At 55.2% G+C, this 21985-nt stretch carries 19 protein-coding genes; 9 read left to right on the plus strand and 10 right to left on the minus strand.

Going from position 1 to position 21985, the window contains the following annotated elements:
• Positions 1 to 28: 28 nt before the first annotated feature.
• Complete coding sequence (locus FHS30_RS12630) at positions 29 to 1036, minus strand: aspartate carbamoyltransferase (RefSeq protein ID WP_183910836.1); 1008 nt, start codon at positions 1034 to 1036, stop codon at positions 29 to 31.
• A gap of 111 nt (positions 1037 to 1147) precedes the next feature.
• Here FHS30_RS12630 and FHS30_RS17385 point away from each other — a divergent pair, with 111 nt between their 5' ends.
• Complete coding sequence (locus FHS30_RS17385; RefSeq protein ID WP_183910837.1) at positions 1148 to 2053, plus strand: DUF2971 domain-containing protein; 906 nt, start codon at positions 1148 to 1150, stop codon at positions 2051 to 2053.
• Between the two features lie 9 nt (positions 2054 to 2062).
• On the opposite strand, the gene sbcB is transcribed toward FHS30_RS17385, so the two are convergent.
• Positions 2063 to 3478 (minus strand): exodeoxyribonuclease I, encoded by a 1416-nt coding sequence (gene sbcB, locus FHS30_RS12640; RefSeq protein WP_183910838.1) that lies wholly within the window; start codon positions 3476 to 3478, stop codon positions 2063 to 2065.
• Positions 3479 to 3589: 111 nt separating this feature from the next.
• Between sbcB and can the strand changes: the two genes are divergently transcribed.
• On the plus strand, positions 3590 to 4246 hold the full coding sequence (gene can, locus FHS30_RS12645; RefSeq protein ID WP_183910839.1) for a carbonate dehydratase: 657 nt from the start codon (positions 3590 to 3592) through the stop codon (positions 4244 to 4246).
• A 54-nt stretch (positions 4247 to 4300) separates the two neighbouring features.
• Here can and FHS30_RS12650 read toward each other — a convergent pair whose 3' ends face one another.
• From FHS30_RS12650 to FHS30_RS12660, 3 genes are all read right to left on the minus strand, one after another.
• A complete protein-coding gene (locus FHS30_RS12650) occupies positions 4301 to 4744 on the minus strand; it encodes a cupin domain-containing protein (RefSeq protein WP_246341300.1) in 444 nt (147 codons plus the stop codon).
• Positions 4745 to 4813: 69 nt separating this feature from the next.
• The gene (locus FHS30_RS12655; protein WP_183910840.1) at positions 4814 to 5173 is read right to left on the minus strand and encodes a hypothetical protein; all 360 of its coding nucleotides are present in this window, start codon (positions 5171 to 5173) and stop codon (positions 4814 to 4816) included.
• A 94-nt stretch (positions 5174 to 5267) separates the two neighbouring features.
• The gene (locus FHS30_RS12660; RefSeq protein ID WP_183910841.1) at positions 5268 to 5966 is read right to left on the minus strand and encodes a YebC/PmpR family DNA-binding transcriptional regulator; all 699 of its coding nucleotides are present in this window, start codon (positions 5964 to 5966) and stop codon (positions 5268 to 5270) included.
• Between the two features lie 208 nt (positions 5967 to 6174).
• Here FHS30_RS12660 and FHS30_RS12665 point away from each other — a divergent pair, with 208 nt between their 5' ends.
• Complete coding sequence (locus tag FHS30_RS12665; RefSeq protein WP_246341301.1) at positions 6175 to 8349, plus strand: prolyl oligopeptidase family serine peptidase; 2175 nt, start codon at positions 6175 to 6177, stop codon at positions 8347 to 8349.
• Positions 8350 to 8428: 79 nt separating this feature from the next.
• Here FHS30_RS12665 and FHS30_RS12670 read toward each other — a convergent pair whose 3' ends face one another.
• Together FHS30_RS12670 and FHS30_RS12675 are read right to left on the minus strand one after the other, a co-directional pair.
• On the minus strand, positions 8429 to 8797 hold the full coding sequence (locus FHS30_RS12670) for a DUF3192 domain-containing protein (RefSeq protein ID WP_183910842.1): 369 nt from the start codon (positions 8795 to 8797) through the stop codon (positions 8429 to 8431).
• A 323-nt stretch (positions 8798 to 9120) separates the two neighbouring features.
• Positions 9121 to 10638 (minus strand): fumarate hydratase, encoded by a 1518-nt coding sequence (locus tag FHS30_RS12675; RefSeq protein WP_183910843.1) that lies wholly within the window; start codon positions 10636 to 10638, stop codon positions 9121 to 9123.
• 362 nt (positions 10639 to 11000) lie between these two features.
• On the opposite strand from FHS30_RS12675, the gene FHS30_RS12680 reads away from it, so the two are divergent.
• Positions 11001 to 11207, plus strand: a complete 207-nt coding sequence (locus tag FHS30_RS12680) for a Lar family restriction alleviation protein (RefSeq protein ID WP_183910844.1) — start codon at positions 11001 to 11003, stop codon at positions 11205 to 11207.
• A gap of 8 nt (positions 11208 to 11215) precedes the next feature.
• On the opposite strand, the gene FHS30_RS12685 is transcribed toward FHS30_RS12680, so the two are convergent.
• Entirely contained in the window at positions 11216 to 11971 is a 756-nt protein-coding gene (locus tag FHS30_RS12685) for a hypothetical protein (RefSeq protein WP_183910845.1), read from the minus strand.
• A gap of 116 nt (positions 11972 to 12087) precedes the next feature.
• Positions 12088 to 12669, minus strand: coding sequence for a Fe-Mn family superoxide dismutase (locus FHS30_RS12690; RefSeq protein ID WP_183910846.1), 582 nt, complete (start codon positions 12667 to 12669; stop codon positions 12088 to 12090).
• 359 nt (positions 12670 to 13028) lie between these two features.
• On the opposite strand from FHS30_RS12690, the gene FHS30_RS12695 reads away from it, so the two are divergent.
• The 5 genes from FHS30_RS12695 to FHS30_RS12720 all read left to right on the plus strand — a co-directional run bounded on the left by FHS30_RS12695 (position 13029) and on the right by FHS30_RS12720 (position 19742).
• On the plus strand, positions 13029 to 14831 hold the full coding sequence (locus tag FHS30_RS12695) for a DUF885 domain-containing protein (protein WP_183910847.1): 1803 nt from the start codon (positions 13029 to 13031) through the stop codon (positions 14829 to 14831).
• Between the two features lie 98 nt (positions 14832 to 14929).
• The gene (locus FHS30_RS12700) at positions 14930 to 16858 is read left to right on the plus strand and encodes a putative bifunctional diguanylate cyclase/phosphodiesterase (RefSeq protein ID WP_183910848.1); all 1929 of its coding nucleotides are present in this window, start codon (positions 14930 to 14932) and stop codon (positions 16856 to 16858) included.
• Between the two features lie 101 nt (positions 16859 to 16959).
• A complete protein-coding gene (locus tag FHS30_RS12705; RefSeq protein WP_183910849.1) occupies positions 16960 to 17541 on the plus strand; it encodes a UbiX family flavin prenyltransferase in 582 nt (193 codons plus the stop codon).
• Between the two features lie 27 nt (positions 17542 to 17568).
• Complete coding sequence (locus tag FHS30_RS12715; protein ID WP_246341302.1) at positions 17569 to 19146, plus strand: FAD-dependent oxidoreductase; 1578 nt, start codon at positions 17569 to 17571, stop codon at positions 19144 to 19146.
• Between the two features lie 104 nt (positions 19147 to 19250).
• Positions 19251 to 19742: a flavin reductase family protein gene (locus FHS30_RS12720; RefSeq protein ID WP_183910850.1), complete on the plus strand. Its 492-nt coding sequence runs from the start codon at positions 19251 to 19253 to the stop codon at positions 19740 to 19742.
• A gap of 56 nt (positions 19743 to 19798) precedes the next feature.
• Here FHS30_RS12720 and FHS30_RS12725 read toward each other — a convergent pair whose 3' ends face one another.
• The gene (locus tag FHS30_RS12725) at positions 19799 to 21826 is read right to left on the minus strand and encodes a methyl-accepting chemotaxis protein (RefSeq protein ID WP_183910851.1); all 2028 of its coding nucleotides are present in this window, start codon (positions 21824 to 21826) and stop codon (positions 19799 to 19801) included.
• Positions 21827 to 21985: the final 159 nt, after the last annotated feature.

Raw genomic sequence — 21985 nt, forward strand, 5'->3', positions numbered from 1 at the left:
AATGGGGCGATTTCGACTCCCAATAACCTTAGCGGTTACTGTACCAACGCACGGCTTGGGCGTGCTTATCCACCTGCTCGACCACATCGAGCACCATGGCAAACAATGCCATGCGCACCAATACGCCATTGTCGGTCTGCCGAAATATGGCCAAATTGGGGTTGCTGTTGAGGTCGTTATCCAACTCATTGGCCTCTGCCCGTGAATCCCGGGGCAGCGGGTGCATGATCACGGTGTTCGGCTCACAAAACTGGGTATAAATCTGCTGGTTGAGCCGGAACCGGCCGCGATACAAATCGGCCTCTTGTTTGGAGGCAAAGCGCTCCTCCTGAATGCGCGTGGAATAGGCGATATCCACTTTGCTGATACTGGCAGTCAACTCGTCGGTGACAACCACCTGGTGGCCTGCGCGACGCATCAACTCCACCAAATACTCGGGCATCGCCAATTCGGCGGGTGACACCAAGGTGACTTGCAGTCCCTCAAATAGCGCCAATAGACGGCACAGCGAATGCACGGTGCGGCCGTGTTTGAGGTCGCCGATCATCGCGATGCGCAGCCCGTTTAAACCCTTGCCCTTGGCGGCCATCTCCTTGCGGATGGTATAGAGGTCTAGCAGCGCTTGGCTGGGGTGCTCATTGGAACCATCACCTCCGTTGATCACTGGCACGCGGCTGGCTTCGGCAAACTCTGCCACCGAGCCATTTTGCGGGTGGCGCATGCAGATGACATCGCTGTAGCCCGACAGCACGCGGGCGGTGTCGTACAGGGATTCACCCTTGGCGATGGCGGAGCTTTCAAAGCCCGTGGTTTCGCGCACCTCGCCACCCAGCAAATTAAAGGCGCAGCCAAAGCTGACGCGCGTGCGGGTGCTGGGCTCGAAAAACATATTGCCCAAAATGGCGCCCTCCAGCACGCGCGTCACCCGGCGGCGACTGGCGTAGGGTTCCATGGCATCGGCCACGCGGAAAATGTGCTCGATATCGGGCCGTTCGAATTGATCAATGGAAAGAATATGGGAACCGGTAAAATCCACACGAACCTCAAGGCAGGGAGACAGACGCCGATATTTTAGCGGTCGCGCCTTGCAAGCGCTACGCTTATAGTTAAACCACAAAAACATGAACACATAAGACAAGGAGCCTGCGTGGTTACCCACAGTCCCGAAACATTAGTCAAATATTGCAGTGTTGAAACCGCCTTCAAAATCCTCCAGAGCCAAAGTTTGCGCTGGAGCGCCCCCAATATGTTTGACGATCCCTTCGAACTGAACCACCTCACCGGCCTCAGTTTTGACCCCCAGTCCATTTTGAACGCGGCGATTCAAGCGGCCACCGCCATGATTTTTGCCAAGGACGAGCCCCGCGGCTCGGCGCCACTGACCGTTGTGATACGCCGCTGGCGCGACGAAGAGCGCTTTCAATCGCCCGATGAAGCACTCGACGTGCTGCGAGAGCTTTTGTCCCAAATGGTGGATAACCGGTTGCAAGCGCTCGATACCTTGATGGCCGATTGGCGCAGATTCTGCCGCACCCTGCGCATGTGCTGTTTCACCGCCAAACCCGACAACCTCGCCGCATGGACCCACTTTGCCGATCATCACCGCGGTGTGGCCATCCGCATGCAGTGCGGCGAATTCACCTCGCTCACCAAACCCCAGGCGGTTTCCTATCGACCCCATCGCCCGGAAATCACCACCATGAAAGAGCAATTAGATGTGGTGCTCACCAACCAAGACTTCAAAGCGCAAGATTATTTTTTCGACAAATTTACCAACAAAGCCCTGCACTTTTCTCACGAAAATGAATGGCGCTGCTTCCGGCAGGTGAAAGACGAACTGGGCCCCGATGCCAAGCCCGACTCCGCGTGGTTCGACGACATTAAATTTGAGCGCAGCGACATCACGGCGGTCTACTTTGGCGCCCTCACCGACCCCAAAGCCATGCGTGAAATTTATGAACTAGTACGAGAAAAGTACAATCAGGCAAAATTATTTCAAGCCAAGACGGCACACGGGAAATACGACATCGAATTCAGTCGCATCACCAGCTAGCCCCGCCGACTAGACCAACTCAGCCCCGTAGGCCTCGAGCGCATCTAAAATATGCTGATCTCGCTCGCAGGCCTCTGGGCGTTCGCGCAGCAACGCAAGCGCCTCAATAAAATCGTCCAACACAATTGATGCTCCCGCCTCGGGATTGGTAATGCGTTCATAGCAATACTCCTGCCACCAAAGCGCCTCCTCTTCGGTGAGCGTGTTGGGAAAGTGCCGCGCTCGGTAGCGCTGCAAGATGCTATTTAAGCGCGCATCTTTAAATTGAATATTGACCAACTGCTCGGGCGCAGATTCCCGCACGCGGGCCATGAGCGCGCGGTCTTCATTGGGAATAAAGCCATTGTAAAGCTGCTGCTCTGGGTCACTGGTTGGCGGAAACTCGCGCTGGGCAAAAACCTCGCGCAATTTAGCATTCAAGTCGGCATCTTTGAGCAGCTGCCAATGCTTTTCACACAGAGCGCGATCTATGTTGAGTCGCGCGGCCACCGGTTCAGTCAACATGCTCAGCGGCGCCAACATGGGGCTTTTATTGGCATGCACTAATTTAAGGGGGATGCGCGCAGCGCCGTCGGGCAAATCGGCCTCGCTCACGAAAACGCGGGCGGCGATATCCTCGGCACTCAATTCCAGCAGTGGTGCAGGATCTACCGCCAAGTTGTAAACGATGACAGCATTTTTATTCACGGGGTGAGGGGCGAGCGGCATGATCAGCGCCGTGCACCCTTGGGCTGCGGGAAATCGCGAAGATGTGTGCAGCAGTGGTTTTTTATGAATCCAATCAAATTGCGCCTGTACCGTCTGCTTTAAGCGCAAACTGTAGGCGTAGTCGTATAGGCGTGGCTGGCACTCGCGAATGCGCTTAGCCAAGGCAATGGTGGCGTAAACATCGGATAAGGCATCGTGCGCACTTTCGTGTTGCAAGCCATTCGCCGCGGCTAAATCCTCCAGTTTAAAACTGGGCGCGCCATCCGGGTGTGTTGGCCATTGTATGCCCTCGGGGCGCAGCGCGAAGGTCATACGCACCACATCAATAATGTCCCAACGGGAATTGCCGTTTTTCCACTCCCGCTCATAGGGGTCGAAGAAATTGCGAAACAAGGTGTAGCGCGTCACTTCATCATCGAAGCGCAAACTGTTGTAGCCCACACCACAGGTGCCGGGCTGGATAAACTCTTGGTGAATTCGAGCGATAAATTCGGGCTCGCTCACACCTTCTGCCTGCGCGCGCTGCGGCGTTATGCCCGTAATGAGACAGGCCTCTGGATGTGGCAATAGGTCTTCAGTGGGCTTGGCATAAATCATCAGCGGCTCGCCAATAATATTCAGCGCTTCATCCGTGCGAATACCGGCAAATTGGGCCGGCCTGTCCTGCGCGGGGTTGGCACCCCACGTCTCATAATCATGCCAGTACAAGCTATTCATTTGCAGAGTCCTTATTGCACACGGATTGTGAAAACGCGTCTCACTCGAGGGCTATGATAGCGTAATTGAGTTGATATATACTTCGCCAAATTTCGCCGAACCGACCATAAAATGACCAAATTAGCTAATTTATTCGAAAACAATCAAAGCTGGGCCGAAGCGATTAAAGCGGAAGACCCAGAATTCTTTGCCAAACTTTCCAAGCAACAAGATCCCGATTTTTTGTGGATCGGTTGCTCCGATAGCCGCGTGCCCGCCAACGATATTGTCGGCCTGATGCCTGGCGAGCTGTTTGTGCACCGCAACGTGGCCAACGTGGTACTGCACACCGATCTCAACTGCTTGTCGGTAATTCAATACGCCGTGGATGTGTTGAAAGTGGATCACATAATGGTGGTGGGACACTACGGCTGTGGTGGTGTGGCCGCCGCCCTGCAAAATCAACAGCTGGGCGTTATCGATTTGTGGATTCGCAACATTCGCGATATCTACTACGCCAATCGCGAGCAAATTGATGCACTGCCAGACCAGAAGGCACGCGTGGATCGCCTGTGTGAACTCAATGTGATGCAACAGGTACAACAAGTGAGCCGCACCAACGTTGTTCAGAACGCCTGGGCGCGCGGCCAGAAGTTATCTGTGCACGGCTGGATTTACGGCGTATCCGACGGCTTGTTAAAAGATTTGATCGACCCTATTACCGGCGTGGAGCAAATTCCGGAACAATACCGCGTGTTAAAAATTACGCAGCCCGTCACCTCTAGCTAATGGGCTCACAAACAAGAGGCGGCGCTAATAACAGTTAGCGCCGCTTCGTTTTACTTAATCAGTGACCCACACGCGATCAGCGCCACTAAATTCGGGCGCCTGTACCGACAGGACTTTCAGTGGCTGTTGTGATGTGACGCGCACAGCGTGCGTGACCGCCATGGGCACCTGCACAAAATCACCCGCACCGATGTCAAACTGGCGTTCGCCCAATTGCATCACCCCGGTTCCCGACAACACGTAAATAGTCTCACTGTGGGTCATGTGCTTGTGCGGTTTAACTTGCTCGCGAATAAAAATTAAGAACTGGCTGGCGTTGGCGTCTGACGCCAGAGTCACCACCTCCACAGGTTTATTCGTTGCGGGCTCGCGCGCCAATAAATTTTCTGCCAATGACTGCGCACTCCCCAGCAACAACACCAGCAACAACACCAGCAACAACACCTGCACCAACACCTGCAACCCCGGCGCAACGCTTAACACACCGTATTTAGTCATGCTAAAAATCCTCGATACCGATGCCTGTCCAAAGGTCACCTTTGAGCTTGCACCTATTATTCGAACACACTAACGCACCACGCGCACGGCGCCAATTTCCGCGTAACCGTTCAATTCACAGCGCCCCGTGGTGTACACCTGCACCGGTAAGTCACTGGCCATAGCCATCAACAGTGCCTCATACATAAATCGCGCCCCATTGGCCGTGTAATCTTGGTAGTAGGTATTTTTACTTTTACAGGCGTGAGCTTCGTCGACATTAATTCGCACTAGATAGCGAGCTTGAGCTGTAGATTCCACCTTGTGTACTGCCGCTGATGTTGACCAACCCGCCTCACCGGCCACCGCCCCAACTGCACACAGCATGGCCACGAGTGTGAACCCAAGGAATCTGCGCCCTGCATAACCGTTATCGCGAAAATACATCATGCTGCTCGCCTTCTATAAACGTGGGGAAATATATTTTCGGCAAGGTGAAACCACAAAATGGCAGGCCACCTTGCCATGCTAGGCGCCCATCCGATCACGCCAACCCAACATACAACTCATGCACATCATCGTCGTCATCGATGGCCGCCAAAAATGCCTCCACTTCAGCCAACGCATCACCCTCTAAGCGCATGGGGTTTTTAGGACGATAGCCAATTTTTGCAGATTCTACTGCGAAGCCAAATTCGGGCAGCGCTTTAGACACCGCGTCTAAATCGGTCATATCGGTAATGAACAGCGCCTCACCATCGTCACCCTGCTCAAAGTCCTGCGCGCCGGCTTCGATGGCCGCCAATTCGATATCGCTGTCGGCTCCCGAGGCAACAGCCTCGATGAGCCCGACGTGGTCAAAGTCCCAACTCACGGAACCGGAGGAGCCCAGCTGGCCCTTGCGGAATAACACGCGAATATTGGAGATGGTGCGGTTCACGTTGTCGGTCATGCACTCGACAATTACGGGCACCTGATGGGGCGCAAAGCCTTCGTACACCACTTTTTCATAGGTCACCGCACCGTCGAGCTGGCCAGACCCCTTTTTGACGGCCCGCTCTAGGGTATCGCGCGGCATTGACTGTTTTTTAGCCGCATCAATGGCGAGCCGCAGGCGCGGGTTCATATCGGGATCGGCACCATTGCGCGCGGCAATCATGATTTCCTTGGTCAATCGGGTGAATAATTTACCCTTGGCATCTGCCGCCGCGGCACGGTGCTTAGCTTTCCACTGGGCGCCCATAATTTACGTCTCAATAATTGGTTAAATATCACGCCAACGCCGTGTGGCTGTGGCTTTTGCCTGTGGATTCTTCAGCAATATTAGGGGTGATGCAAGCGCGCCTATCAGTCTTTGCTGGCGTTAGCGCTCAGCCATCGATGTTGTTAGACTCTGGGGCTTCGAGAGCGCCTCGCTCTCATAGAATAAATAATCGAGAGAACTTCGCGCTATGAATTATCGGTCATCATTTGCGCCGGTGGCAGTTATTGCCATGGCCTTCGCATTCACCGCTTGCTCCAGCGATTCAGGCGACTCAACCGCCCCGCAAGCCAGTAACAAGACAACCCCCACCATGGCAGAAATAAGCTACCCCGACACGCCCAAGGGCAATGTCGTCGACACCTACTTTGATCAACAAGTCGCCGACCCTTACCGCTGGCTCGAAGACGACCGCAGCGCAGAAACCGAAGCCTGGGTAGGCGCGCAAAACGCCGTGACCTTTGGCTATCTAGACCAAATTCCCTATCGCGATCACCTCAAACAACGCCTCACGGAACTGTGGAACTACGAAAAAGTGGGCTCACCCTTTACCGAGGGCAACTACACCTACTTTTACAAAAATGACGGCCTGCAAAACCAGTATGTGGTCTATCGGCAAAAAGACGGTGGCGAGGCAGAAGTATTTCTAGACCCAAATACTTTTAGCAAAGACGGCACTACGTCGCTGGCGAGCCTCAGCTTCTCTAAAGACGGCTCAATTGCCGCCTACGCCATTTCTGAAGGTGGCAGCGACTGGCGTAAAATTATTATTATCGACGCGGAAACTAAAGAGCAGCTAGAAGCCCCGCTCAACGACGTCAAATTTTCGGGCATTTCTTGGTTCGGCAATGAAGGTTTTTACTACTCCAGCTACGACAAGCCCAAGGGCAGTGAACTCTCTGCTAAAACCGATCAACATAAACTGTACTACCACAAGTTAGGTCAAGCTCAGTCGAAAGACACGCTGGTCTTTGGTGGCACGGAGCAAGAAAAGCACCGCTATGTGGGCGGCTATGTGACCGAAGATGACAGCTATCTGTTGATATCTGCATCGGTATCCACCTCCGGCAACGACTTGTACCTTAAAGATCTGCGCAAGCCCAACAGCCCGCTGGTCACTATTATTGAAAGCACTAGCACCGATACCGAGGTGCTCGATAATGTCGGCAGCCAATTAATTTTGGTAACCAACCACGATGCGCCCAACAAGAAAATTGTGACCGTCGATGCCAGCAATCCGGGCGTCGAGCATTGGCAGCCCCTGATTGCTGAAACCGAAAACGTGCTCACCGCCTCTACCGGCGGCGGCTCAATTTTTACCGAGTACATGGTCGATGCCGTCTCCAAGGTGTATCAATACTCCTATAGCGGCGAGCGACTTAGGGAAATTGAACTGCCAGGACTTGGCAGCGTGAGTGGGCTAAGTGGCAAAAAACACGAGACGCAGCTGTATTACAGCTTCACGAATTACATCACTCCACCCACCATCTTTAGCTTAGATGCGAGCCAAGGCACATCAGACATCTATCGCACGTCGGGCGCAAAAATTAACAGCGCCGACTATGTGTCTGAACAGGTTTTTTATACGTCAAAAGACGGCACCCAAGTGCCCATGATCATTACCCACAAAAAAGGTCTGGCACTGGATGGCAACAATCCCACCATGCTCTACGGGTACGGCGGATTCAATGTCAGCTTGACGCCAAGCTTTAGCATTACCAACACCGTATGGATGGAACAAGGCGGCATTCTAGCGGTGCCTAATTTGCGCGGCGGTGGTGAGTATGGCAAGGCGTGGCACAAGGCCGGCACACAACTGCAAAAGCAAAATGTATTTGATGATTTCATTGCCGCCGCTGAATATTTAATTGAGAAAAAATACACCAGCAAACAGTTTCTCGCTATTCGCGGTGGTTCCAATGGCGGCTTGTTAGTCGGCGCGGTCATGACCCAGCGTCCCGATCTCGTGCAGGTTGCGCTGCCCGCCGTGGGCGTTTTGGATATGCTGCGCTACCATACCTTCACCGCAGGCGCCGGCTGGGCCTACGACTATGGCACCGCGGAACAAAGCCCCGAGATGTTCGCCTACCTCAAAGGCTACTCACCCGTTCACAATGTGCGCGAAGGCGTCAGCTACCCCGCCACCATGGTCACTACTGGCGATCACGATGACCGCGTGGTACCCGCACACTCGTTTAAATTTGCGGCGCATTTACAGGCCAAACAATCTGGAACGGCGCCGACGCTGATTAGAATTGAAACCAATGCGGGCCACGGGGCCGGCACCCCTGTGTCTAAGACCATCGATCTATACGCCGATATTTTTGGGTTCACTTTATACAATATGGGCATTCAAAAGCTTTAGCCTGTCGCAAAAATAAAAAAACCCGCAATCATTGCGGGTTTTTTTTATGGCCTACACAAAATAACGCTTGCTCACGAAATTAATCGAAGTCTTGCCCGTTATAGGCTTTTTCACCCCAGCCCACCAGCTCACCTGCGCGAAAAATTAGCGGTGTGCACTCATCCTTTGTGGTTTTACCGTCCTCTGCTTGGCGTTGGGTCCGATAAAATAGTACGCGGTACTGGGCGCCATCACGCTTAAAGCCTTCACTGAAATCTGGGTCGCCCAACTGATCTCGAATCTGCTGTTCTGATTGATCCAATACCAGTGACGATATGACTTTTCTATTTTTTTGCTCGCGCTTATCCCAATCACCGTAATAGTCGCCGTCTTTGCCGACATTGATGACACAGGCACTGAGCAAGCTAACCAACATACTTAGCGCAACTAACCGTGTGACACTCCCCATAATGCTTTCCTTTTTCGTCGTCTGTAATCTTTGGCGGCATTTGTACCGCGAGTGGAAAGCCTAGCGCTATTGGACATCGCATCCCATGCCGTCCGACTCAAAGGGATCTCCCTCCGTCTCGGGCTTGAGATAAAGCGAAACATAGCGTCGACCGCCGGCTGAGACAGTGTTGTTTAAGGATCAACTTAGCAACGGGAGCGCTCACTCAGGCTTGCACAATTGGAGTCGGGCACTGGCTCAACCTTGTGCAGGAAAAATTGTTTGCCACCGGCAATAAAAAAGGCCGCAGCGCGGCCTTAAAACGTCGGATGAATTCACGTTAACTATTTAACGTCGATGACACCCTCTTCAATTTTTGCCTGCCAAATTTTCGGGCCCGTTTGGTGTACCGACTCACCTTTGCTGTCGACAGCTACAGTGACTGGCATGTCTTTAACGTCAAACTCGTAAATCGCCTCCATGCCCAGTTCTGGGAAACCCAGTACTTTGGAAGACTTAATTGCTTTCGACACCAAGTAGGCAGAGCCACCCACAGCCATTAAATACACCGCTTTATTGTCGCGAATCGCTTCAATGGCCGCGGGACCGCGCTCGGCTTTACCAATCATGCCCAGCAGACCGGTTTTTTCGAGCATGGTGCGAGTGAATTTATCCATGCGGGTAGCGGTGGTCGGGCCGGCAGGGCCAACCACTTCGTCACCGACGGGATCCACGGGCCCCACGTAGTAGATAAAGCGACCCTGCATATCCACGGGCAATGGTTCACCCTTGGCAATGAGGTCCACCATTTTCTTGTGCGCCGCATCGCGACCGGTGAGCATCTTGCCCGACAGCAATACCGTTTCACCGGGCTGCCAGTCCTGTACATCCTCTTTAGTGACTGTGTCTAGATTGACGCGGCGCACGCTGTCGCCCACTTCCCAGGATATTTCTGGGTAGTCATCCAGCGACGGCGGCGTTTGGTGCACGGGGCCGGAGCCGTCCAACACGAATTTGGCCAGGCGCGTCGCCGCGCAGTTGGGAATAATGGCGACGGGTTTATTGGCCGCGTGGGTGGGCATGTCTTTTACTTTGATATCCAACACCGTGGTCAAACCGCCCAAGCCCTGTGCGCCAATACCCAATTTGTTGACCTTGTCGAACAATTCCAAGCGCAGCTCTTCACTGCGATTGCTCGCGCCTCGGGCCTGCAAATCGTGAATATCGATGGGGTCTAACAACGACTCTTTCGCCAGCGCCATGGCCTTGTCGGCGGTGCCGCCAATGCCGATACCCAAAATGCCCGGCGGGCACCAACCCGCGCCCATTTGCGGCACCACAGACAAGACCCAATCGACCACGGAATCCGACGGGTTCAACATGGCAAATTTCGTTTTCGCCTCGCTGCCGCCGCCCTTCGCCACCACGTGCACCTCCACTTTGTCGCCCGGCACGACTTTGTAGGTGATCATGGCGGGCGTGTTGTCGCCGGTGTTTTTGCGCGCGCCGTCAGGGTCGGCCAAGACCGATGCACGCAACACGTTATCGGGGTGCTTGTAGGCGCGACGCACGCCCTCATTGACCATCTCTTCCAGCGACAGGTCGCCCTGCCATTGCACATTCATACCGATCTTCAAGAACACGGAGACGATGCCGGTGTCTTGGCAGATGGGGCGATGGCCCGTGGCGCACATGCGCGAATTGATCAGGATTTGCGCCATGGCGTCTTTGGCGGCTTTGCTCTGCTCGCGCTCATAGGCCTGATGGACGGCTTGGATGAAATCCTTGGGGTGGTAGTAGGAGATAAATTGCAATGCGTCGGCAACGCTGTCGATCAGGTCATCCTGGCGAATCACGGTCATGAGTCTGCTCTCGTCGTGGGCTGGGGTAAGGGGGCGAATTCTACACCAAGCTGTGGTTTCGAAAAAACGGCAGCGCAAAAGCGACACCACAAAATAGGGCGTTCAATTCGCTGCAAAGCACTAGAATTGGCATATTTTGGGTCACCTAGCGGTTGCAATCACATAATATAGCGCTAGACTCCCAGTAGCGACCCATGAGATGGAGCCCCTATGGCAAGCTCGGCGCCGGCTGCGATAACGCAACTTCGGCACTTCGCACACTCCGTTGGCTCAGCCAACCGCCCACGTCGGCCGCGCACGACAGGGCACAACTCCCCCCATCGCTTTACCCAAACCAATAAAACAACACTCTGGAGTGCACCATGGCAGCGTCTTTGTCACCTTGCCCCTATTGCCACAGCGAACAATTGCATTTTGTTCACCACTTGCTCACGCACGCCGTGTGCTGCGAGCACTGCGGTGCTTGCGGGCCCAGCCAGCGAGATATGGACGATGCCGTGAACTTGTGGAATATCGTGGCCCAGTGTCAACTGGGCCAGCGCAGTCCGGCCTTGGAACAGGCCGGTTAGACCGGTGGCTATTTAGCCTGTAGCGCGTTGACCTGCTCTTTAAGGGTCACCAGATCGCGGTTCACCGTGAGGCGATAGATGTCGATGGCCTTAATCGCCTCTTCGTTAGATTTCAGTCGGCCAGTCATATCACTCTTCAACTGCGTCAACTGCTTTTCTAAGCCCGCCAGCTTGTCGATTTGACGGTGCATGCGATCAATCTGCTCATCTACTGTGGCCTGCGCCGCCAGCAATTTGCCATCGACGCTGCCCAGTTGCTTTTTAACATCGGCCAGCAGCTTGCTGTTGCTACTGTCGAGCTTTTTACCCAGAGCCTCAATCGCCTCGGTGTTTGCCGCGATGGCCTTGCGATTGGTATCGTAGGACACACCCCACAACTTCCGAATTTCGGAATCGGCCCACACCAGCTTGGCCTTAAAGGCCTCCGCTGATTCCATCACCTCGCCCTCGGTCATGCTGAGTTTGCCCTCAAGCTCGGCAATGCGACCCTCTAGCTGACCGCGCATCACGGCGCTCTCAGTCTTGGATTGCTGTAGCTGCCAGGCCAAATAACCACTGCCAGCAACGCCAGCGAATGCGATCAATAGCGCTAAGGTGGCCAGCGTTTGACTCGGCTTAGGCGCCGGGCGCGGGCTCGGCTGCGGGCGCGTGGGCCGTGCAGGTGCGGCCTTGCCGGCCGTGGGCTGCGCCGGACGCTGTGCGGGGCGGCGCGTGGCTTCTTCTGGCTGGGCGGCGCCCAACGTGGGTTCTTTGCGTTCGTTCATGCGTGGGTTCTCACCCTGAAGTTTGCGGTATGGCGGTCGTTTATAACAGGAATAACGGCCAGACAAAAGAATGCCGGGCTAAACCCGGCATTCGCGAACTCAAACTTGCCCTAACATTAGGCGAAGTTTTTGTTCACAAAGTCCCAGTTCACGAGCGACCAGAAGGCGTTCATGTAGTTGGGACGGGCATTGCGGTAGTCGATGTAGTAGGCGTGCTCCCACAGATCCACAGTCAGGATCGGGGTGACGCTGGCATCGGTCAAGGGCGTGGCGGCATTGCTGGTGTTGACGATCGCCACAGAGCCATCGGCGTTTTTCACCAACCAGGTCCAAGAAGAACCAAAGTTGGCCACTGCAGAAGCGGTGAACTCTTCTTTGAACTTATCGAACGAACCAAAGGCTGCGTTGATCGCTTCGGCTACGGCACCGGTAGCTGCACCACCGCCGTTGGGGCTCAGACAATTCCAGTAAAAGGTGTGGTTCCAAATTTGAGCCGCGTTGTTGAACACGCCGCCAGAGCTGGCCTTTACGATGTCTTCAAGGCTTTTGCCTTCAAACTCGGTGCCCGGAATCATACCGTTGAGCTTATCGACGTAAGTCTTGTGATGCTTGCCGTAGTGGTATTCCAGAGTTTCTTTAGAGATGTGGGGCGCAAGTGCGTCCATTGCATAGGGAAGCGCGGGCAGTTCAATAGCCATGTTTATCCACCTTAATATCTTGCTTAGCTTGCGGGTTTTCAGTGCTCGGTACCTAGGACCAAACACTGGTCGTGAGCTTGCTGTGCTTTGCGCCGGCGCCAAATTCATCGGATTGCGCGCAGTGGCGAAAAGCCTCTGGCCATTATAGCGCCAGAACGGGCCGCTATTTTACGGACTGTGAGCGCAAATAAGAAGGGCATGGCGACTATCGGGTCCATAAAATCCGTCAAAAACACCGCGCAATTCGTCCCATAGAGGCGTCGGCTTAACCGGTTTGCTGGGTCATCCGGCCCATGCACCGTATACTCGCGCTGTTTGGATTTTCCAAAAACTCAATCCATTGAAATGAAGAGGATGCAATGAATCCCATCGTCAAATTGATCGCCGGTGCCACCGGGTGCCTGCTGCTGAGCATGGCCGTCAATGCCGGCACGGACACCCAAAACGAAGATGCCAAGGCCGAAGCCCTGTTCGAAACCATCTTTAATGAAGGCGTCGAACGCAGCCCTATTTATCAAACCTATCTGGGCATGAAAACCAACTACGACCAGTGGGATGACCTATCTCCGGCCCATGAACAAGAGGGTTTGGCCTTAACACGTGATCAACTCAAGCGCTTGCGTGCGCTCGACAAAAGTAAGCTAAGCGCCGACAACGCCCTGAGCTATCGCCTGATGGAAGAAGATTTGCAACAGGACTTGGCGTTCGAGCGCTGGCGTTTGCACAACTATCCGGTCAATCAGATGTTTGGCATGCACTCCATGGTGCCCTCTTTTTTGATCAACCAGCACCGGGTCGACAGCGTGAGCGATGCCGAGGCGTACATTGGCCGTTTGAACAACGTGCCAAAAATGATGAAGCAATTGGTCGCCAATTTAGACGAGCGCGCCAAGGCAGGCATCATCGCCCCCAAGTTTGTCTTTCCCTATGTGATCAGCGATAGCGAAAATATCCTCAAGGGCGCACCCTTCGAAAAAGGCGAAGACAGCCCGCTGATGGCCGATTTCCGCAAAAAAGTTGCGGCGCTAGAGGCAGACGAAAAAACTAAGGCCAAGCTCATCAAGCGCGGTGAACAAGCACTGAAGAAGAGCTTGAAGCCCGCCTACACGCAACTGGTCAGCTACCTGAAAAAACTTGAGAAGAAAGCGGACACCCGCGACGGGGCATGGAAATTCCCCGACGGCGCCGACTTCTACAATGCCGCACTCAAGAAGACCACCACCACCGATTTAACTGCCGATGAGATTCACACGCTGGGCCTAGAGGAAGTAGCTCGCATTCACGACGAAATGCGCGCGATCATGAAAAAGGTAGGCTTTGAGGGCAACTTGCAGGAATTCTTCGTGTTCATGCGCGATGACCCGCAGTTTTATTACGACAACACCGAAGCTGGCAAGCAACGCTACCTCGACGAAGCCACCGCGCTGATCGACACCATGAAGGGCCGTTTGGATGAGCTGTTTATCACCAAGCCCAAAGCCGACTTATTGGTGAAAGCCGTTGAACCCTTCCGCGAGAAATCAGCGGGTAAAGCGTTTTACCAGCGCCCCGCCCCGAACGGCACCCGCCCCGGCATGTACTACGCCAACCTGTACGACATGAAAGCCATGCCCATCTATCAAATGGAAGCACTGGCCTACCACGAAGGTATTCCCGGCCACCACATGCAGTTGGCCATTTCGCAGGAATTGACTGGCGTACCAAAGTTTCGCAAGTACGGCGGCTACACAGCCTACACCGAGGGCTGGGGCCTGTACTCTGAATTAGTGCCCAAGGAAATGGGACTGTATCAAGATCCCTACTCCGACTTTGGTCGCTTGGCCATGGAGTTGTGGCGCGCCTGTCGCTTGGTGGTAGACACCGGCCTGCACGCCAAAAAATGGACCCGTGAAGAGGCCATCGACTACCTGGTAACCAACACCCCCAACGCCAAATCTGACAGTGTTAAAGCCATCGAGCGCTACATTGTGATGCCCTCGCAGGCCACCGCCTACAAAATTGGCATGCTGAAAATATTGGAGTTGCGCGAGCGCGCTAAGCGCGAGCTGGGCGACAAGTTCGACATTCGCCAGTACCACGATCTGGTGTTGACGGCCGGCCCGCTGCCGCTGAACGTGCTTGAAGAGCGCGTAAACGCATGGATTAAACGCACTAAGGCGTAAAAACACCCCGCTATTTAGCAACCAATTATTGCCGGGCACCGCCCGGCATTTTTTTGTCCAACTGCTATGCTTTGTGCTGGATTGTCTCGGATTTGGCCATGCGGTTACCATCAAGAAACCTCAACCTCGCAGAAGATCAGCTGCGCAGCCGCCGACTTGGCCAAGTGATAGTTTGCTGTATGGCGGGACTGCTCATTGCTATGGCATTTAATGCCCTAGCGGGCATCAACTGGTATACACAAGTCATTATAGGACTCACCCTCGGCGCCCTGGTTTTGGCGTTGCGCGCGCACAAGCAAGCCCGTATAGAACTGGCATCACTGCTGTTTTTATGGTCTATCACGGTCTGTCTCAGCGCGCTAATCACCGCTAATCATGGTCTGATCGACAAGGGCGTCCTGGGCTTGCCAGTGCTGCTGATTTTCGCCTCGCTGTTTAGTCACGGGCGGCAGTTTTGGGGGTTATTTGGCTTCGTGTTGCTGGTTGTAGTCCTCATTGGCCTGTCGCAAATGGCCGGCTGGAAACCCATAATCACCGTTTCAGTCACCCCCTCCACCCTAGCCAACACGCTTATTATTTTATTGATCACCGGGCTGAGCGTACATTTTCTAGCCCATGAATTGCGCGACACCTTGGCGCAACTGGCGCTCGAAAATGAAAAGTTTCGCGCCTCTGAAGCCAAGGCCACTTACTTGGCACAATACGACTATCTAACCGGCCTCCCCAATCGCACCTTGTGCGAAGATCGCTTCAATAATTTACTGAACCGCATTAAACGCCACGGCGGACAGTGCGCATTATTGTTTATCGATCTCGATAACTTTAAAACTATCAATGACTCGCTGGGCCACTCCATTGGCGATCAGGTGTTAAAACTGGTGGCCAAGACGCTAAAGCGATGCCTGCGTAGCACGGACACGGCCTGCCGATTCGGCGGTGATGAATTTATAGTACTGCTCTCCGATATTAAGAATCCGCGTGAAGTTGAGCGCATAGCCACGAAAATTCTAAAACTGTTAACCAAACCTGCGCAGCTAGAGAACCATCACATTCAGACCTCGGCATCCATCGGCATTGCCATGGCGCCGCAAGACGGCAGCGATTTTGACAGTTTTTGCAAAAATGCCGACATCGCCATGTACCGCGCCAAGGCAGACGGTAAAAATTTATACCGCTTCTTCGATGCGGCGATGAACACCCTGAGCGACCAACGATTTGTGCTACTCAAAGATTTGCGCAAAGCCGTAAAAAAAGACGAATTGCGACTCTACTATCAGCCCAAAGTTAATTTACACACCGGAGAACTCGTTGGCGCAGAAGCGCTGGTGCGCTGGCAGCACCCCGAGCGCGGCTTACTGACGCCGGTGGATTTTATCGAGCTCGCCGAAGAGACCGGCCAAATTGTCGATATTGGCAACTGGGTGCTGCGCGAAGCTTGCAAACAATGCAAAGCTTGGCACCTCGCCGGTCACGAAAATTTAGAAATTGCGGTGAATTTGTCTTCGGTGCAATTCACCCGCGGCACCCTCGAAAAAGAAGTCGTAAAGGCCCTTACGCAAGCCGGGCTAGAAGGTTGTCACCTGGAACTAGAACTTACCGAATCGCTGCTATTGGGCGATGCTGAAAACGTGCGTTGTCAGCTGTCGGACCTGCGCAGACACGGCGTGAGTTTCTCCATCGACGACTTCGGCACAGGGTATTCAAATTTGGGGTATCTGAGTAAATTTCACTTGGAGTCACTCAAAATTGATCAATCTTTCGTGCGTAAAATGCTCGACTCCAAACAAGACCTCAACATCATCATCGCCATCATCAACATCGCCAACAGCCTTGGGCTAGCGACCGTGGCCGAGGGCATAGAAGATGCCCTCGAGCTTGAGCGGCTCACCGAGCTAGGGTGCGATTTGGGGCAAGGTTATTACTGGTCCAAGCCCCTGGCCGCTGAGGCGTTTTCAGAATTAATTCAACGCATCAATGGTTCCGTCACCCACCTAGCTGACCACGCACCCAAGGCGAGGAACCACTAGCTAGCCCCACCTCCATTGCGATGATTCCTCCACACCGCCTGCGGCAGGTAAGCAAGTAAAATTGATAGTAAGATAGCCACGAACTCAACAGAGCCCAATGTATGACCGAACCCACGCGATTAATTATTGGCATCTCCGGCGCCTCGGGCGTGGTGTATGGCGTGCGCCTACTGCAATTGCTGCAAGCTACCGAGGTGGAGACCCACTTGGTAATGAGCAAGGCGGCGGAACTGACGCTCGCCTACGAGACGGAGTACAAACCCGAGGACGTTAAGGCTCTGGCCGATGTGGTGCACGCGCCCAAAAATATCGGCGCCAGCATTGCCAGCGGCAGTTTTAAAACGGCGGGCATGATCGTCGCGCCCTGCTCGATCAAAAGCATGGGCGAGATTGCCACGGGCATCACCGCCAGTCTGCTGTCGCGCGCCGCCGATGTGGTGCTCAAGGAGCGCCGCCGCTTGGTACTAATGGTGCGCGAAACGCCTCTGCACACCGGCCACCTGCGCACCATGACCGCGCTGTCCGAAATGGGCGCCGTGATCGCCCCTCCAGTACCGGCCTTTTACGCCAAGCCCGACAGCCTGCAAGATATGGTGGACCACTCGCTGGCGCGCCTGCTGGATCTGTACGACATTGCCGTACCGGGACTGGTGCGCTGGACTGGCGGCCCCGTGGACGCTTAACCCCGTACTCACCCACAAGGATTTTGCATGAGCGACTACCAAATTTGGGAATGCCTGATCTGCGGCTTCATCTACGACGAAGCGCTGGGCTGGCCCGATGATGGCATTGCGCCCGGCACCCGCTGGGCCGATGTACCCGACGATTGGCTGTGCCCCGACTGCGGCGTGGGCAAAGACGACTTTGAGATGTGCGCGCGGGGGCCCAGCACCACGCCACCACCAGCGCAGACCGAAGAGCAGCCAAATGAGGCGCCGACACTGGCTCCCTCGGCGGCACCAACCCCACCCCACAACGGTCACTGGCAGTGCAGCCTGTGCGATTGGACCTACCTGCCCAGCCGAGGCGATGCCAGCCAGTCTATCGACGCCGACACCCCCTTTAGCGCATTGCCAAACCCATGGCGCTGTCCCGAGTGTGGCGCGCCGCAGACCGCGTTTAGCGCCAAGCCCGCGGCCACTCAGCCGTTGATTATTGTAGGCACTGGGCTCGCCGGTTATCACTTGGCACGCGAGTGGCGCAAACTCGATCCAGATTCGCCGCTGCTGATGATCACCCACGACGATGGCGCCTTTTACAGCAAGCCGCTCATCTCAACGGGGTTCGCCAAGGGGCAAACACCGGAACAGATGGTCACCAGCAGTGCCCACACCATGGCCGAGCAGTTGCGCGCCGAGATACTGACCCACACCACCGTTGAACAGATCGACCCCCATGCGCGCACAGTCACCGCCAATGGCACGGACTATCGCTACCAGCAATTGGTATTGGCCCTGGGCAGTGAAGCCATGGCGCCGCCGCTAACGGGCACGGGCCTGGATCGCGTCTACACCGTCAACGATCTCACCGATTTTCGGCATTTTCATCGGGCCATTGCGCCCCATCGCCGCCTGCTCATCATCGGCGCAGGGCTGATCGGCTCTGAATACGCCAACGATTTAGCACACACCGAGCGCGACATTCAGGTGGTTGATCCACTGCCCAGCGCGCTCGGCAGCCTCATGCCTGCGGCGGTCGGCAACGCGGTGCAACGCAGCCTCGAACGGCGCGGCGTGCGCTACCACCTGGGCACCGTTGTGCAATCGCTCGCCGCCACCGCCGATGGCGTGACGGCCACGCTCGCCAACGGCACTAACATTGATGCCGATATCGTAATGTCTGCCATTGGCGTGCGCCCTCGCACAGCGCTGGCGCAGGCGGCGGGCATTGCCGTGGGGCGTGGGATCAAGACCGACCGCTGGCTGCGCACCTCGGCGCCCAATATCTATGCCTTGGGCGACTGCGCCGAAGTGGCGGGCTACAACTTGCTCTATGTCATGCCGCTGATGCACGCGGCGCGCGCGTTGGCGCCCACCTTGGCAGGCCAACCCACGGCCGTGCACTATCCGTCCATGCCGGTGATGGTTAAAACCACCCTGTGTCCCACGGTGGTGTGTCCAGTGCCTCCGTCACTTGAAGGGCAATGGCAGATTGAGCAAGACGGTGAGGAGCACGTGCAGGCACTGTTTTACGACCGCCAGAACCAGTTGCGTGGCTTCGCCCTGTGCGGGCGTTTTTTACGGGAAAAAGACCGCCTTAATCGGCAACTCGGCGCCTTACTAGAGTAGGTATTTGCGCGCCAAAGCGGTAGACTGCGCAGCCTTTGGTGCCGGCGAGCAACGGCTTCCAGCAAGACAGACACAACGCAAACGGTAAGAGAGATACTGGCCCTATGAGCACAGCACCCCGCCCCTTCGACAGCCTGGCATTTCGCAACGCGCTCGGCAGTTTCCCCACCGGCGTGACCATTGTCACCACGCGCGATGAGCAGGGGCAGCCCGTTGGCATGACCGTGAGCAGTTTCAATTCCGTCTCGCTAGAGCCGCCACTGGTGCTTTGGAGCATCGCTAAAACCGCCAACTGTTTCGACGTGTTTGAACGCACCGACCACTTTGCGATTCACGTGTTAAAAGAAGATCAACACGCACTGTCTGATCTGTTCGGCCGCCCCAGCCCGGACGACAAATTTGACCAACTGCCACTCGCCAATGGCGTGGCGAACAGCCCCATTCTGCCCGATTGCGGCGCCGTATTTGAATGCACACTAGAACATCGCTACGCCGGCGGCGATCACATTATTCTGGTGGGGCGCGTGCAGCAATTTGCGGTTTCAGCTGGCAACCCCTTGGTGTTTCACGCCGGCCTATACCGTGGCCTGAAATAAGGTTGTGGACGTAAAAAAAGCCGACACAGTCGGCTTTTTTTATGGGCCCGCCGCCACTACAAGGTAAAGCGCTTCATCAATCCGGCCAAGGTTTCACTCTGAATTTGCAACTCGTGGCAAAGGCGTTTGCATTGCACTATGTCATCGCCCGTGCTGCGCGAATGATCTGCAATAGATTGCACATTGCGATTAATTTCTTCCGTCACCTGGCTCTGTTCTTCGGTCGCTGTTGCAATTTGGTAGTTCATATCGGAAACGCGATTGACGCGCCGAGTAATGCTCGCCAGCAACTCCCCCGTGTCGCGCACGTGGGTCACGCTGGATTTGGTTTTATCGCTGCCCGCCATAATCGATTCCACCGTTGCGCGCGCGCTGCGATCAAGCCGTGCAATCATTTCGTTAATTTCTTCGGTCGATTGCGCTGTGCGCTGCGCGAGCGTGCGCACTTCATCAGCCACCACCGCGAAACCCCGTCCCTGCTCGCCCGCGCGGGCCGCCTCAATGGCCGCATTGAGCGCCAATAAATTCGTTTGCTCTGAAATACCCTTAATAACATCCAGCACGCCAGAAATGGATTTAATATCTTGCGCCAACTGCTCCACCCGCGACACCGACTGCTGCATTACCTCGGTCAATTGCCCCATGTCGGTGATGGTTCCCTCCACTTTGCTCTGCCCCTCATCCGCCGCCACGTGCGCACTGCGCGAACCCTCGGCAGCAGCGGCGGCATTGCGGGCAATCTCGTTGACGGTAGCGCCCATTTCATTCACTGCGGTGGCCACCATATCGGTGTTTGACTGCTGCTGTTCAGTGCGACCCGCGGCCTGATTAATGTATTGATTAACCGCCCGCGAAGACTCTGCCACCGCGTCACTGGACTGCACTATGGCGCGACACAACGTCTGCAATTGGCCAATAAAAACATTCACCTGCCGAGCCAGTTCACCCAGCTCATCGCCGCGGGTTTCCGGTAAGCGCGCCGTCAAATCGCCATCGCGCTGGGTGATATCTTCCAAGGCAGAGGTGATTTCGCCCAAGGGCCGGACGATACGATTGGACAACCACAGCACCACCACAAAGAACACCGCCGCCAGCGCCAGCGATAGCCACACATTGTTAATGATGGTGGCATCCAGACCTGCGTAGAGTTCACTGCGAGGGATTTCGGCAACGAGATACCAATCGGCAGAAATCAGCGGAATCGATGCCGCCAAGTAGGCCTCGCCACTGCGGGTAAACGGCAAGGTGACCACGTCTTCGCTGCGGGTTAAGCCATCGGCATTGACTTGCAATCGCTGCGCGAGTGCGCGACCCGACTCAGCCGCATCGCGGTGCAATTTAATGTGCCCGTCACGGTCCACTAAATACACTTGGCCACTTTGTCCCAGTCGATAATTGCGGATCAAATCAGACATGGCCGCTAGCGACTGACCAATACCGCCCACCCCACGCACGCCGTCGGCATCTATTTTGTAGTTGATAAATACCGTGGGCTGATCGCTGGCCTCGTCCACATCCAAACTCAACTCGTAGGTTTTGCCGCTGGATAAAAAAGCGTAGAACCATTGATCTCGCTCGGCGCTTGGCGATAGGGTTTTGAATAATCCATCCGTGTTGAAATAGTGGCCGGTTTGTCCCGATACTACATAGGCGGCGATGGCGCCGCTGGCGTCTTTCACACCGTTGAGATAGCGCACCAATTGCGCTTGCTCGGCTTGTTGTAGCGCCGCGGCCTCGGCGGGATCAAGCTGCACATTGAGCAGGGATTCCGAACCAGCTGGCGCTGCGGCCTCAAGTGCATCCGCTGGCCCGGCGTTCGCCTCAACGACGGGATCGCCGGACACCAGAAAATCGTGCACATAGGCGTTTAGCGCCACCGCGCGGGACGCCACTATGGCGGCCTGCAAATCCAGCTCTACGCCATTGCGCACTTCGCGCAGCGCCGTGGGCAACTCGGTATTGGCCAAGCGCTCGTCGATTAGCCCGCGCATGCTGTGATTAAAAAACACCGTGCTGACAATGAGCGGCAGAACAAGTGCAGCGGCCATACTGATCAACAACTGCTGTCTGAGTCCGATATGCATGAAAAAACCTTGCGATTGCGCAATGGCGCCCACGGGGCGCGCTATAAGTGATGACCTATAGTTATAGTCGAGATTCTCCTGCGCAACCGCCCCAGCCAGGGGATTTCTGCCCACTCCCGCGAGGCACTGCGGCGCCATGTTCGGCTATATGTTCGGTTA

Origin of the sequence: Simiduia aestuariiviva, assembly GCF_014192475.1 — a bacterium.
GTDB lineage: Bacteria > Pseudomonadota > Gammaproteobacteria > Pseudomonadales > Cellvibrionaceae > Simiduia > Simiduia aestuariiviva.